Origin of the sequence: Streptomyces sp. ITFR-21 (assembly GCF_031844685.1) — a bacterium.
Lineage (GTDB): Bacteria > Actinomycetota > Actinomycetes > Streptomycetales > Streptomycetaceae > Actinacidiphila.
On record NZ_CP134605.1, the window covers coordinates 2,143,241 to 2,157,494 of the forward strand.

At 76.0% G+C, this 14,254-nt stretch carries 6 protein-coding genes and 1 pseudogene; 4 read left to right on the top strand and 3 right to left on the bottom strand.

Going from position 1 to position 14,254, the window contains the following annotated elements:
- Positions 1-214: 214 nt before the first annotated feature.
- From prfB to RLT57_RS09595, 3 genes and pseudogenes are all read right to left on the bottom strand, one after another.
- Entirely contained in the window at positions 215-1,333 is a 1,119-nt protein-coding gene (gene prfB, locus RLT57_RS09585; RefSeq protein ID WP_311296949.1) for a peptide chain release factor 2, read from the bottom strand.
- Between the two features lie 1,207 nt (positions 1,334-2,540).
- Positions 2,541-3,839 (bottom strand): annotated as a pseudogene (locus tag RLT57_RS09590) (serine/threonine-protein kinase); the annotation flags it as partial.
- 401 nt (positions 3,840-4,240) lie between these two features.
- Positions 4,241-5,986 carry a serine/threonine-protein kinase gene (locus RLT57_RS09595; RefSeq protein ID WP_311296950.1) on the bottom strand — a complete coding sequence of 582 codons (1,746 nt, stop codon included), beginning with the start codon at positions 5,984-5,986 and terminating at the stop codon, positions 4,241-4,243.
- A 616-nt stretch (positions 5,987-6,602) separates the two neighbouring features.
- Here RLT57_RS09595 and RLT57_RS09600 point away from each other — a divergent pair.
- From RLT57_RS09600 to RLT57_RS09615, 4 genes are all read left to right on the top strand, one after another.
- Positions 6,603-10,121 (top strand): FtsK/SpoIIIE domain-containing protein, encoded by a 3,519-nt coding sequence (locus tag RLT57_RS09600; protein WP_311296951.1) that lies wholly within the window; start codon positions 6,603-6,605, stop codon positions 10,119-10,121.
- Between the two features lie 157 nt (positions 10,122-10,278).
- Entirely contained in the window at positions 10,279-11,694 is a 1,416-nt protein-coding gene (locus RLT57_RS09605; RefSeq protein ID WP_311300649.1) for an ABC transporter substrate-binding protein, read from the top strand.
- Positions 11,695-11,700: 6 nt separating this feature from the next.
- Positions 11,701-13,110 (top strand): carbohydrate ABC transporter permease, encoded by a 1,410-nt coding sequence (locus RLT57_RS09610; protein ID WP_311296952.1) that lies wholly within the window; start codon positions 11,701-11,703, stop codon positions 13,108-13,110.
- The gene (locus RLT57_RS09615) at positions 13,107-13,979 is read left to right on the top strand and encodes a carbohydrate ABC transporter permease (RefSeq protein ID WP_311296953.1); all 873 of its coding nucleotides are present in this window, start codon (positions 13,107-13,109) and stop codon (positions 13,977-13,979) included. The genes RLT57_RS09610 and RLT57_RS09615 overlap by 4 nt, the downstream gene beginning before the upstream one ends.
- The last annotated feature ends 275 nt before the right edge of the window (positions 13,980-14,254 follow it).

Here is a 14,254-nt window from a genome sequence, read left to right on the forward strand (position 1 = left end):
GCGCATGCCGCGCAACACCCTTGCGGCTTTCCCTGGCACCGTCAAGGTCATTGAGCACACAATGGTGTCAATTGGCCGCGTGTGCCCGGGAGTTCGCTACCTCACTGTGACATCGGCCGGACGGGGCGCAGCGGGGTGCGGCAGGACCGGGCGTGCGGGAGTGTGAGGGGGTGTCAGAGTGCGCGGGGACGCGCGCGGGGAGTGCCGACCGCGATCAGACGGCGGCCTTATCGTGGGACTTGCGCCAGCGGATGCCCGCTTCGATGAAACCGTCGATGTCGCCGTCGAGGACGCCGTGCGGGTTACCGACCTCGTGGTCGGTGCGCAGGTCCTTGACCATCTGGTACGGGTGCAGGACGTACGAACGCATCTGGTTGCCCCAGGAGTTGCCGCCGTCGCTCTTGCCGAGGGAGTCCATCAGGGCCTGCTCCTCCTGGCGGCGGCGTTCGAGCAGCTTGGCCTGCAGGACGTTCATCGCGCTCGCCTTGTTCTGGATCTGCGAGCGCTCGTTCTGACAGGAGACGACGATGCCGGTGGGCAGGTGGGTGATGCGGACCGCGGAGTCGGTGGTGTTGACGCCCTGGCCGCCGGGGCCGGAGGCGCGGTACACGTCGATACGGAGTTCGGACTCGTCGATCTCGACGTGGTCGGACTGCTCCACCACCGGCAGGACCTCGACACCGGCGAAGGACGTCTGGCGGCGGCCCTGGTTGTCGAAGGGGGAGATGCGCACCAGGCGGTGGGTGCCCTGTTCGACGGAGAGGGTGCCGTAGGCGTAGGGGGCCTTGACCACGAAGGTGGTGGACTTGATGCCGGCCTCTTCCGCGTACGAGGTCTCGTAGACCTCTGTCGCGTAGCCGTGGCGCTCGGCCCAGCGCAGGTACATCCGCTGGAGCTGCTCGGCGAAGTCGGCGGCGTCGACGCCGCCGGCCTCGGCGCGGATGTTGACCAGCGCCTCGCGGGCGTCGTACTCGCCGGACAGCAGGGTGCGGACCTCCATCTCGTCCAGCGCCTTGCGCACCGACTCCAGCTCGGCCTCGGCCTCGGCCTGGGCGTCGGCGTCGGCTTCGCTCTCGGCGAGCTCGAAGAGGACGGACAGGTCGTCGATCCGGCCGCGCAGGGCCTCGACCTTGCGCAGCTCGGCCTGGAGGTGCGAGAGCCGGCTGGTGATCTTCTGCGCGCTCTCCGGGTCGTCCCACAGCGACGGGACGGCGGCCTGCTCCTCCAGCGCGGCGATGTCGGCCCGCATCCGGTCGAGGTCGAGGACGGCCTCGATCGACCCCATGGTCGAGGACAGGGACTTCAGCTCTTCGGACACATCGACGATCGCCACGCGTCCAGCCTACCGGCTGGGCCGACCGACCCGGGTCCCGTCGTCCACAGGTAATCCGCCGGCTGTGCGACCGGCCGGCGCCGGCCGCGGCGCCGGCCGGGGAGCGGGCGGCGGACGGGACCCGGGGCGGCCGGCCGGAAGGAGCCGTCCGGGACCGCGCGGCGGTCGGTCGCGAGGGCCGCAGCCAGGGCATGGGCGGCGCGGCGGCAGGGCGAGCGGGCGGGGCCGCGGACACCCGCGGGGTGGGGCGCCGCCGCTCCGCCGCCGGACTCGGCCGGACGGCGGGCGGGGTCCGGATCCCGGGTCAGCCCGTCGCCACCGCCCGCACCAGCGTCCCCCCCGCCGTCCGCGTGAACAGCTGGAGCGACCGGTCCGCGGCCGCCGCGGCCACCGGTCCGGTGTCCGCGCCGCCCGCAGCCGGCGTCGGCAGCGCCCCCGACGGGCCGGCCCCCGCGGACTGCGCGCCGCCGGCGAAGACGTAGAGCCGGCCGGCGGCGGCGACGGCCTCGGGTCGCCGGCCGGCCGCCGCCAGGCCGTCCACCACCGAGGACGGCCGCCACGCCCCGGCGGAGTACGGCAGCCGCAGCACCGCCCCGTCGGACCGGCGTACGACGAAGGCGTCCAGGCTGCCGGCCGCCCGGGAGACCAGCGCGGGGGCGGCGGTGATCCGGCCGGCTGTGGGCACGAGCGCCCAGGCGTTCCAGCGGCCGTCGACCAGGGAGGCGGTGACGAGGTCGCCGCCGACCCGGCCCACCAGGTCGATCCGGCCGGGCTCGGAGGAGGCCGCGGCGGGGGCCGCGTCGAAGCGGGTCCGCTCGTCCACCTGCGACCAGGCGTTCCAGTAGCCGCCGGACAGGGTGCGGCGGTAGAGCAGGCCGTCGGTGCCGAGCGAGAACAGGTCGATCCGGCCGGCCCTGGCCGAGGCGACGGCCGGGTCGTCGTCGGTGCTTATCCCGGTGAGCCGGTGCCACGGGCCGTAGCCGGTGGCGTCGTGCACGACGTACCAGACGTTCTTGTCGGCGCCCCTGGCGAAGATGTACGTCGCGCCGTCCATGACCAGCGCCCGCGGGCCGCCGGTCAGCCGGACCGCGGCGGCCGGCACGTCCTGGAAGGCGGACCACTGCGGGAGGGCGACGGGCACGCCGGTGACGCCCTGCGGGGACGGAGCCCCCGCGGTGGGGGCGTTCGGGGTGGTGGCATCGCCGGCCGGCGCGCTCGGCGACGGCTCGGGCTGCTGGTCGTCGCGGGAGGTGCCGGAGTCGCCGTTGCCGGCGCCCGCTGCGGCGATGCCCCAGCCGCCGATGCCGACCACCGCGAGGGCGGCGGCGGCAGCCGCGGCGACCTTGATACGGCGCTGGCGCAGTGCCTCGGACACCGCTCGGTGGCGCGGCCCCGCCGGGCGCCCGGGGGTGGCGCCGCGGGACCGGCCCGCCGCGCGGCCGGCCACCGCCAGCTCCTCGGCGGTGGGCAGCTTGATGCTGGTGTGGGTGTCGCGGCTGGAGTCGGGGGCGGCGCCGCGGACCAGCGGTACGGCGCCGCGCCTGCGGTCCGGTCCGGAGCCCGCGCCGGTGCCCGGCCCGCGGCCGGGCCGGAAGGGCGGGTCGGCGGGGCCGTCGGCGCCGTAAGGAGTCTGCGCGGCGCTGCCCTCGCCGCCGGGCGCCGCCACGTCCAGGGCGGGCGCCCCGGCCAGCCCCGGCAGCAGGTCGCGCAGCCGGGTGCCCAGCTCCCCGGCGGTCAGCCGTGACGCGGGCGCCTTGGCGAGGCACTGGGCGAGCACCTTCCACAGCTTCCCGGACAGGCCCGGCAGCGGCTGCACGGTCTCGGTCACGTGCCGGCGCAGCACCGCGCCCGGGTGGCCGCCGCCGAACGGGGTGAAGCCGGCCAGCAGTTCGTACAGCACGGTGGCCAGGGCGTAGATGTCGACCGAGGCGCGCGGCGGCAGGCCCTCGATGATCTCCGGGGCGAGGTAGTCGGGGGTGCCGATGATCCGGGTGGCGCGGGTACGGCGCGGGGAGTCGACCAGGCGGGCGATGCCGAAGTCGGTGAGCAGGGCGGGCGGGGCGCCGCCGGGGCCGGCCGGGGCCGCTGAGTCCAGCAGGACGTTCTCCGGTTTGACGTCCCGGTGCACGACGCCCGCCGCGTGCGCGGCGGCCAGCCCGTCGGCGACGTCGGCGGCGATGGCCACGGCCGCCTCCGGGGTCAGCCGGCGTTCGCGCTCCAGCCGGGAGCGCAGGTCGGTGCCGCGCACCAGGTCCATCACCAGAGCCAGGTCGGCGCCGTCCACCACCAGGTCGCGGATGCCGACGATGTGCGGGTCGTCAAGGGAGAGCAGCGCGGTGCGCTCCTGGACGAAGCGCCCGACGAGGTCCTGGTCGGAGGCCAGGTCCTCGCGCAGCAGCTTGATCGCGACCGGCCCCTCGGGGCCCTCGCCCAGCCACACCGTGCCCGCGGACCCCCTCCCGAGCACCTGGTGTGCGGTGTACCGGCTGCCGATCTTCCTGGCCAAGGCTGCTCCGACTCCTCCGAAAGTCCGTCGCGTTGGCGACAAAACTACGCGGCTCGGCGGCTGTTCGGGGTACGTGCGGGCGGTGCGGAGGCGTATCTGCGGAGAAATCACCCTCTGGAAGTCGACATGTCGCCAGCATCGGCTGTCCTTGGCGTGATCACACCGCTTCCGGCGGAGCCGCGGCGGGCGGCCGCCGACTGCTCGGCCGCCCTTGCCGCACGCGACGGCGGACCGCCGGACGGCATGCCGCGCCGCCGGACCTGAGCCGCCGGCCGACCGGGCGGCCGTGGACGGCAGCAGGACACCGGCGCGACACCCGGCCGCGCCGACCGCCGCGGGCCGCCGGGCGCCCGACCGCGCGGACCGACCACCCCAGGCCGCGAGCCGCCCCCGGACGGCGGTCAGTCGTTGCCGCCCGCGTCGCCGGTGATCCGGGACGCCTGGTCCCACAGGGTGTTGACCCAGCCCGACGCCGCGTCCCACAGGTTGCGGGTACTGTCCACCCACTGCGGGAGCGGCGTGGTGTACCAGACGAGGACGAAGATCGCGACGAGGACCAGGATCACCACCAGGCAGCCCTTGAGGCAGCCCAGGCCCGGGATCTTCATTGGGTTGGCGCTGCCCCGGCTGCGCCCGCGGGGTTCACGCGGCTCGCGGCCCCTGGGCGGCTCGGGAGCCGGGGCGGGCGGGCGCGGGCGCTCGTACGGGCGGGGCTCGTACCGCTGCTGGCGGCCGGGCGGCTGGGGCGCGGGGCGGCGCTGCTGGGGCTGGGGCTGGGGCGGCCTGGGCTGCCGCTGGGGGTAGCCGTAGCCCTGGGCGCCCTGCCCCTGCTGCCCCTGCTGCGGGTACCCGTACGGCGGCGGCTGCTGCCCGTACCCCGGCGGCCGCTGCTGCTGGGGCGGCTGGGGCGGCTCGGGGGCCGGCTGGCGGCGCGGGCGGCGGCGCAGCGGGTCCAGCTCGGGCGGCAGCTGCTGCTGGACCTCGGTCTGCTCGTTGCGGTGGCGCGCCGCGCTCAGCTGCGACTCCCACGGGTGCGGGCCCTGCGGCGGCTGCGGCGCGTCCCCGGGGGCGGCGGGCAGCACCCGGGTGCCGTCGGCGGCGGGCGCTTCGGACGGCAGGACGCTGGTGGCCGCGTTCGGGTCGTGGCCGCCGTAGGAGGGACCGGCGGGGCCGGACGGCAGCACCTGGGTGGGGGCGGAGTCGGCGTCGGCGCCCGTACCGGGCACGAGGGTCGGCGCCGGGTCCGGGCCGAGCAGCGCGCCGACGCCGTACGCGGCCTCGGCCTGGGCCGGGGCGGCGTGCACACCGACCCCCGCCGCGACCACCCGCAGCGCCCTGGCCAGGTTCTCCGCGCTGGGCCGCTCGCCGGGCTCCTTGCGCAGGCAGCGCTCGATGACCGTCCAGAGCGGCTCGGGGACGTTGCCGGGACGCTCGGGCACGTCGTTGAGGTGGTGGTGCAGCACCTCGATCGCGCTGTCGCCGCGGAACGGCGGCCGGCCCGTCACCAGCTCGTACAGCAGGATGCCGGCGCCGTAGACGTCCACCGCCGAGGTCTGCGGGCGGCCCTGCGCCGACTCGGGCGCGACGTAGGCGGGGGTGCCGACGAACTCGTGGGTGCGGGTGACGCCCGGGGAGTCAGCGAGGCGCGCGATGCCGAAGTCGGTGAGCATCGGGTGCATCCGCTCGGTGCCGTCGTCGCCGACGACGGTGGCGATCAGCACGTTGGCGGGCTTCAGGTCCCGGTGCACCACGCCGTCGGCGTGGCTGGCGGCGAGCGCGTCGGCGACGGCCGCGGTGAGCAGCGCCGCGCCGATCGGCGAGAAAGGGCCGTTGTCGCGCAGGTAGCGGTGCAGGTCGGGGCCGTCGATCAGGTCCATCACCAGGGCCAGCAGATCGCCCTCGACGACCAGGTCGCGGACCCGGACGATGTGCGGGTGGCGCAGCCTGACCAGCACCGAGCGCTCGCGCAGGAAGCGCATGACCACGTCCGGGTCGCCGGCCAGCTCCTCCTTGAGCACCTTGACCGCGACGGCCTCGCCGGGCACGACGGTGCCGTCCTCGGCGCGGATCCGCCCACGCCAGACGGTGCCCGTGGCGCCGCGTCCCAGCGGCTCCTCCAGGAGGTACTTGCTGCCTACCGGCCGCACGTCATGCGCTCCCTAGCTGCGTAAAGCTGCGTACTGGCCCACAAGGGCCCGTCTGCCCCCGCCACCGGCGCCCACCGGCGCCCACCGCCGGTCGCCGCCGGGCCTGTGCCGTACCACCCGTCACCGAGACCGGCTGGTTCCGGCAAGCGTAGTGCCGTCGGCCGCTCCCGCGGCGGCCCGACGGCACGACGGCCCGGAACGCGGGCGGCCCACGGCGACCGGTCCGCGGCCGGCGGCCGGCTGCCGGCCGGATCCGGACCGGTTGCCGACGGGATCCGGACCGGTTGCCGGCCGGATCCGGCCAGCGGATCGGCCGCCGGCCCCCGGTAGGACGCGGCCTGCGGCCACGTGGTTGCCCCGCTGGTCGGCCGCCGGGGCCGGCCCCCGGTCCGCGCGGTGTTCGCCCGGTGTGCTCCGTTCGCTTCCCGACCGGGAAAGGGCATGGGATGATCACCCACCGACCGATCAAGATCACCGGGGTCGGGACCGGCGACGGACTGTCAGTTGCGGGTGGGAGGATGCATCCGATGTACGTCGACGCGCCCGTGCGCGGCCGGCGAGCGGCCTCCGCTCCCGGCCGCCCGCCCGGGCCCGGGGAGAAGGGACCGCGGACGAGATGCAGATCCGGCTGACCGTCCTCGGGCCGCGCAGCGGCCGGACCGCACGCGGCTGCGACGTGCTCATCACCGCGCCCGCGGGCGCGGAACTGGGCACGGTGGCCGGGGCACTCGCCTCCGCCGCCGGGTCGGGCCAGCCCGGCGGCCGGTCCGCCGGCACCTCCGTGGTGCTCTACGCGGACACCCGGCGGCTCGCCCCCACCACGGTCCTCGGCGTGCCGCCGCTGGTGGACGGGGCGCTGGTGTCGCTGCACGGCCCCGCCGAGCCGTACGGCGAGGGCGGCGGACACGCCGACCACGGCCAGTACGGCCGGTTCGGGCAGTACGGCCGCCCGCCGGCCGAACTCCCCCGGCTGCACGTGGTGGGCGGCCCCGACGCGGGCGGCGTCCACCTGCTGCCCGGCGGCCGGGCCCGGATCGGCCGCTCGGCGGACGCGGACGTGCCGCTGGACGACCCGGACGTCTCCCGGCTGCACTGCGAGGTCGTGGTCGGCCCGGACGGCGAGGTCACGGTGGCCGACCTCGACTCCACCAACGGCACCACGCTGTCGGGCCGCGCGGTCGGGGCGCGGCCGGTGGCGTTCCCGCCGGGGGCGCTGCTGGGCATCGGCGAGTCCACGCTGCGGCTCACCGCCCCGCACACCCCCGAGCCCGCCCCGCTGCCCTCGGTGCCCGACGCCGAAGGCCACCTGCGGGTGTCGCTGCGGGAGGAGTCCTGGCCGCCCGCGTCCGGAAACCCCGTCTCCGCCGCGGAGCCGGCGGCCTTCGAGCGGGGCCCGGCCGGCCCGGCGCAGGCGGCGGACGCCGAGGACCGGCGCCGGGCCACCGGGGAGCGGCCCATCGGCGGCGGTCCCGGCCCGGAGGCGGACCGGCCGCGGGTGGTGGGCGCCATAGGCGCCTGGGCGAAGCGGCGGCTCGGCGCGGGCCGCGAGGACTCCACGGGGCCGTCGGCGGCCGACGACGGCGAGGCGGAGTCGCTGCGGGGGCGCTGGCCGGATCCCGCAGCCGTACTGCTGACCGCGCTCGGCCCCGGGCGGCGGCTGTGGGAGCGCGGGCCGGGCCACCCGGACGCGCTGACGGTACGGCTCGGGACCGCGGACCTCCTCACCGAGGACGGCGCCCGGCGGTTGCCGGACGTGCCCTTCGCGGTCGACCTGCGGGCACCGGAGACCTCCGCGCTGACCCTGGCCGGGCCGCGCCCCCGGCTCGCCGGACTCGCGCGGGCGGTACTGGCCCAGCTCTGCGCGCTGCACTCCCCCGCGACCCTGGAGATCGTGCTGATCAGCGCGGACCGGACGCGCGGCGCGGACCAGCGGGCCGAGGAGTGGTCCTGGCTCAACTGGCTGCCGCACCTGCGGCCGGGGCACGGCCAGGACTGCCGGCTGCTGCTGGCCTTCGACCGCGACCAGGCCGAGGCCCGCACCACCGAACTCACCCGCCGGCTCGAGTCCGGGCCGCTCGGCCCCCGCTGGGCCACCGCCCCGGCCGCCGCGGTCGCCGCCGCCGCGGCGGCCCACGAGGGCCCGTACACCCTGCTGGTCATCGACGGCGACCCCGGTTCGGTCCCGCTGCGCGACACCGCCGTCCGCCTGGCCGCCGCCGGCCCCGCCGCCGGCGTCCACGTGCTGTGCCTCACCGAGACCGGCGAGCGCCCGGTCATCACCACCGGCCTGCTCGCCCGGCTTTCCGGCGACGTGTCGACCACCCTGCGCATAGGCCCGGCGCAGGCCCCGCCCGCCACGGGCCACGACGGGACCGGCAGCCGCACGGACCCCGCGGGCGCCGCGGGGCCGGACGCCGGCGCGGGAGCGGACGCCGGCGCGGGAGCGGACGCCGGCGCGGCGGCGGACCGGTCCGGGCGACCCGGCGGCGGCCGGGCGGGGACGTCGGCGGACCCGGCCGGGCCCGACGGCCGTACGGGTCCTGGCGGCCGCGGCGAAGCCGGGGCCGCGGCGGACGCGGACCGGGCGGGCGGACGCGACGGACACGGGCCCGCGGGGCCGGCCGCCGGGGCGGGAGTGCCCGGCCGGCCGCGGGACCCCGAGGGCCGGCCGGCCGACACGGACCGTACCGGCACTCCGCGGCAGCCCGCCGACGGGCCCGCGCCGGTCCCGGTCAGCCCGCCGCAGGGCGTCGTGGTGGACGCCGTGTCCGCCGCCTGGGCGGAGCACTTCGCCCGCGCGCTGGCACCGCTGCGGGAGGCCGACCCGCAGGCGGGCGGTACCCGGTCGCGGCACGCGCTGCCCGCGACCGTACGGCTGCTGGACGAGCTGGATCTCGCGCTCGCGACGCCTGCGAAGATCGCCGCGCGCTGGGCGGAGGCGCCGGCCGCCGGAGCGGGAGCCGGAGCGGTGCTGGGAGTAGGCGCCGCCGGCCGGGTCGCGGTGGATTTGGTCGCCGAGGGGCCGCACGTGGTGGTGGGCGGGGCGCCCGGCGCCGGGAAGACCGAGCTGCTGCGCTCCCTCGCCGCCTCGCTCGCCGCGGCCGACCGGCCGGACCGGCTCGCCCTGGTGCTGGTGGACGGCGCCGGGCAGGAGCGCGGCGAGGGCCTGCTGGCCTGCGCCGACCTGCCGCACGTCTCGACGCATCTGGTGGCCTCCGACCCGGTGCGGATGCGGGAATTCGCCCAGGCGCTGACCGCGGAGCTGAAGCGGCGCGCCGAGGTGCTCGGCGGCCGGGGGTTCGCCGCCTGGCACGCCGACCGGCTGGTCGCGGCGGCCATCCCGCACCAGGGCGGCGCGGACGACCGCAAGCCCGGCGCGCCGGACGCCGCCCGCTGGGTGGACATCCCCAGCGAGGGCACCGGCCCGCGGGTCCCCGCCGCCCCCTGGCCCGCGCCGGCCGTCCCCGCCGCCGCCCTCCCCCGGCTGGTGGTGATCGTGGACGACTTCGACGCCCTGGTGGCGCCCGCCCTCGGCAGCCCGGGGCGGCCCGCGGCGGGCAGCGTCGTACGGGCACTGGAAACCGTCGCGCGGGAGGGCGAACGGCTCGGTGTGCACCTGGTGTCCGCCACCGGGCGCCCGGAGCGGACGGCCGGTACGGACGTCGACGACCGGGCCCGGCTGCGGATCGCGCTGCGGACGCCGGACCCGGAGTCGGCCGCGCTGCTGGTGCACGTGGAGGATCCCGCGACACTGGACGACAGCGTGCCGGGCCGGGCCTATCTGCGGCGTCCCGGAGGTGCCGTAACGGTCTTTCAGGCCGCCCGGGTCAGCGCCCGCATCCCGCGTACGGCGACGCTGCGGCCGACCGTGGTGGCGCTGGAGTGGGAGCGGATGGGCGATCCGCCGGCCCGCCGCCAGGTGCGGGAACTCGGCAACGGGCCGACCGACCTGGCGCTGCTGGCCAGCGCGCTGGAGCGGGCGGCGGAGTCCACCGCGGCCGAGTCCGCGGCCGGGCAGGCCGCCACCGGGTCCGCATCCCGGTCCGCCGCCCGGTCCGGCCCGGCGGCGGATTCCGCCGACGCCCGGGAAAAAGGCACCCTCTCCGCCATTTCCCGGGCAACCCCGCTCATCTGAGGGGTAATCGGGTAAGTAAACAACCAATCAACGGCGGCCGTGTTTACCCCGAGATCACGGCATGGTCACGATGGCTCGCGCACTCCCGCGCACTCTCTTGCGGGCGAGTTCACCCGGGCGTAGGAACGGACGCCACGGGACTGAGGGGATGACACAAATGGCCGCGTCATTAAGGAAAAGCACTCGCACGAATCCAGCACACCGCACCGGCGCCACCCGGACCGCACGCATTGCGCTCGCCGTACTCGCCGGCTGCGCGCTGGCGTTCACCACGGCCGCCTGCGGCGGCGGGGGCCCGGCGTCCGGGGGCCCGGCACCGTCGGCGTCCACGGCCCCCGCCGGGGGCGGGCTGCAACTCCCGGACCTGCACGGCCAGAAGGTCGAGGTGGCCGCCGTGTGGACCGGCCCCGAGCAGCAGAACTTCCAGAAGGTGCTGGACGAGTTCGACCGGCGCACCGGCGCGAAGACCACCTTCGTACCGACCGGCGACAGCCAGTCCACCTTCCTGGGGACGAAGATCGAGGGCGGCGCTCCGCCCGACGTGGCCTTCCTCGCCCAGAACGGCGTCCTGCACCAATTCGCCGACAAGGGCTGGCTGAAACCGCTCGGCCCGCAGGCGCGGGCGCAACTGGACAAGAACTTCTCACCGGGCTGGCAGAAACTCGGCGCCTGGAAGGGCACCCCGTACGGCGTGTACGCGAAGGTCTCGAACAAGTCGATGATCTGGTACAATACCGCGGCCTTCGAGAATGCCGGCGCAACCGTGCCCACGACATGGGCGGAGTTCCTGAAGACCGCGGAAACCGTGTTCGAATCGGGCACCCCGCCGGTGTCGATCGGCGGCGGTGACGGCTGGACGCTCACCGACTGGTTCGAGAACATCTACCTCTCGCAGGCCGGCCCGGAGAAATACGACCGGTTGGCCGCGCACCGGATCAAGTGGACCGATCCTTCGGTGAGAACCGCGCTCGCCACCCTGGCCCAGCTCTTCGGCAGCAGGGACCTGATCGCGGGCGGTACCGGCGGCGCGCTCGCCGCCGACTTCCCGAAGTCCGTCACGACGGTCTTCACCGGCAATCCGCCCGGCGCGGCGATGGTCTACGAGGCCGACTTCGTCTCGGCGTTCATCTCCGCCAACACCAAGGCGAAGGTCGGCACCGACGCCAAGGAGTTCCCGTTCCCCGCGGTCGGCACCGGCAAGCCGCCGGTGGTCAGCGGCGGCGACGTCGGCGTCGCGCTGAAGGACACCCCCGGCGCGCAGGCGCTGCTGACCTTCGTCGCCTCCACCGACGCGGCCAGGATCTGGGCGCAGGGCGGCGGTTACCTCTCGCCGAACAAGTCGCTGGACCCGGCGGCGTACCCGGACGACGTCCAGCGCGACATCGCCACGTCGCTGATCGCCTCCGGCGACGACTTCCGGTTCGACATGTCCGACCAGGCGCCGGCCGCGTTCGGCGGCACCAAGGGCGAGGGCGAGTGGAAGGACCTGCAGGACTTCCTGGCCAAGCCGTCCGACGTGGCGGGCGCGCAGGCCGAACTGGAAGCGGACGCGGCCAAGGCGTACGGGAGCTGAGGCCGGATGGCTGACGCCTCCGTCCCGGGCGCGGGGGGCGGCATCACCGGTGCCGCCCCGGCCGTCCCCGCCGCGCCGGACCCGATCGACGGGCCCGGCGCCGGCCGCCGCCCGGTCCGCACCCGCCGCGGCGTCCTGGGCACCAGGCCCTGGGTCGCCGCCCTCTTCCTGCTGCCCGCGCTGGTCCTGCTGGGCGCGCTGGTGGCCTACCCGATCGGCTTCACCGTCTACCGCAGCCTGTTCGACGCCGACGGCAGCGGCTTCGTCGGGCTGCGGAACTTCGGCACCGTCTTCACCGACCACGGCATCCTCACCGCGGTCCGCAACAACGCGATCTGGGTGGCGGTGGCACCGACCGTGACGACCGCGCTCGGCCTGGTCTTCGCGGTGCTGACCGAACGGGTCCGCTGGGGAACGGCGTTCAAGCTGGTCGTCTTCATGCCGATGGCGATCTCGATGCTGGCCGCCGGCATCATCTTCCGACTGGTCTACGAGCAGGACCCGTCGCGCGGCGTCGCCAACGCGGTGGTGGTCGCGGTGCACGACACCTTCACCGACGCCTCCGCCTACCCCGGGGCCCGGCCGCGCCCGGACAGCGATCTCAGGCCGACGGCGGGCGGCTCGTACACCTCCGCCTCGGCGGCGGACACCGGCACCTCCGCGGATCTGCCGCTGGTCGGCATCCCGCAGAACAAGCTGCCGGCCGGTGCCCGGCAGGCCCGGCCCGCCACGCCGCGGCCGGACGCGGTGACCGGCACCGTATGGCTGGACTTCCGGCCCGGCGGCACCGGGAGGGCCGGGGTGATCGACCCCGGTGAGAGGGCGCTGTCCGGGGTGAGGGTGCAGGCGGTGAGGGACGGCAAGGTGATCGCCTCGGCCACGTCCGGCCGGGACGGCACCTACACGCTGCCGGCAAGGGCCGCCGGGGCCCGGCTGCGGCTGCCCGCCTCCAACTTCTCCGGTGCGTACGGCGGCGTCGACTGGCTCGGCCCGGACCTGGTCACCCCGTCGATCATCGCCTCCTACGTGTGGATGTGGGCGGGCTTCGCGATGGTGCTGATCGCGGCGGGCCTGGCCGGGGTGCCCCGCGAACTCCTGGAGCAGGCACGGGTGGACGGCGCCGGCGAGTGGCAGGTCTTCCGCCGGATCACGGTGCCGCTGCTCGCGCCGGTGCTGGTCGTGGTGACGGTCACCCTGATGATCAACGTGCTGAAGGTCTTCGACCTCGTGTACATCATCGCGCCGGGCAACACCCAGTCCGACGCGAACGTGCTGGCCCTCCAGCTCTACCTGTCGTCCTTCGGCGGCGGCGACGACCAGGGCGTCGGCAGCGCGATCGGTGTGATCCTGCTGCTGCTCGTCCTGCCCGTCATGGTCTTCAACATCCGGCGGCTGCGCAGGGAGGGGCGGCGATGAGTTCACCGGCGAACGGCCGACGCGGGATCGGCGCGCGGCTGACGGCGTACGCGTCCGGCGGGGTGCTGCGGATCGTGCTGCTGGTGGTGGCGCTGTTCTGGCTGCTGCCGACCGTGGGCCTGCTGCTGTCCAGCCTGCGCACCCCCACCGACATCTCGGCCAGCGGCTGGTGGAAGGTGTTCAGCTCGCCGTCCCAGCTCACCGTCACCAACTACCGCACCCTGCTGGACAACCACGCGATCACCGACTCGCTGCTGAACACCGCGCTGATCACCGTCCCGGCGACGGCGCTGGTGGTGGCGATCGGCGCGCTGGCCGGCTACGCCTTCGCGTGGACGGACTTCCCCGGCCGGGACTGGTGGTTCGTCGCGGTGGTGGCGATGCTGGTCGTCCCGGTCCAGGTGGCGCTGGTGCCGGTGGCCCGGCTCTTCGGCGACATCGGCATCTTCGGCGACATCATCGGCGTGGTGCTCTTCCACACGGCGTTCGGCCTGCCCTTCGCCATCTTCCTGCTGCGCAACTTCTTCGCCGAGATCCCCCGCGAGCTGCTGGAGGCCGCCCGGCTGGACGGCGCGGGCGAGCTGCGCCTGTTCACCCGGGTAGTCCTCCCGCTGGGCGGCCCCGCCATCGCCTCGCTGGGCATCTTCCAGTTCCTGTGGGTGTGGAACGACATGCTGGTCGCGCTGATCTTCGCCGACAGCGGCTCCCAGCCGGTCACCGTCGCCCTCCAGCAGCAGGTCCGGCAGTTCGGCAACAACATCGACATCCTGGCACCGGGGGCCTTCGTCTCCATGGTGGTCCCGCTGGCGGTCTTCTTCGCCTTCCAGCGGCAGTTCGTGTCGGGGGTGATGGCGGGGGCCGTGAAGTAGCCTCCGGCGGCGCGGCCGGGGGGGTACGCGGCGGCCCGGCCCCTCCCGGCCCCTCCCGGCCCCTCCCGGCCCCTCCCGGCCTCCCCCGACCTCCCCGGGACTCCTCACCTCCCGACCGGCCGCTGCCGGCCCGGCCTTCCCGGCGCGGTCCGGCCGCCCCTCGGGGCCACTGCCCGGCTTGAGCTTCCACCGGGGCCGGTCCGGGGCTCCGGCGGCCTCCCGGCCTGCCCGGCTCCGCCGAGCTTCCCCGAGGGCTGCGGCCGCTCGCGCCCGGG

Coding starts and splice junctions, on each gene's coding strand:
- RLT57_RS09615 (WP_311296953.1), top strand. CDS start 13,107: ATGAGTTCACCGGCGAACGGCCGACGCGGGATCGGCGCGCGGCTGACG.
- RLT57_RS09605 (WP_311300649.1), top strand. CDS start 10,279: ATGGCCGCGTCATTAAGGAAAAGCACTCGCACGAATCCAGCACACCGC.
- RLT57_RS09600 (WP_311296951.1), top strand. CDS start 6,603: ATGCAGATCCGGCTGACCGTCCTCGGGCCGCGCAGCGGCCGGACCGCA.
- RLT57_RS09610 (WP_311296952.1), top strand. CDS start 11,701: ATGGCTGACGCCTCCGTCCCGGGCGCGGGGGGCGGCATCACCGGTGCC.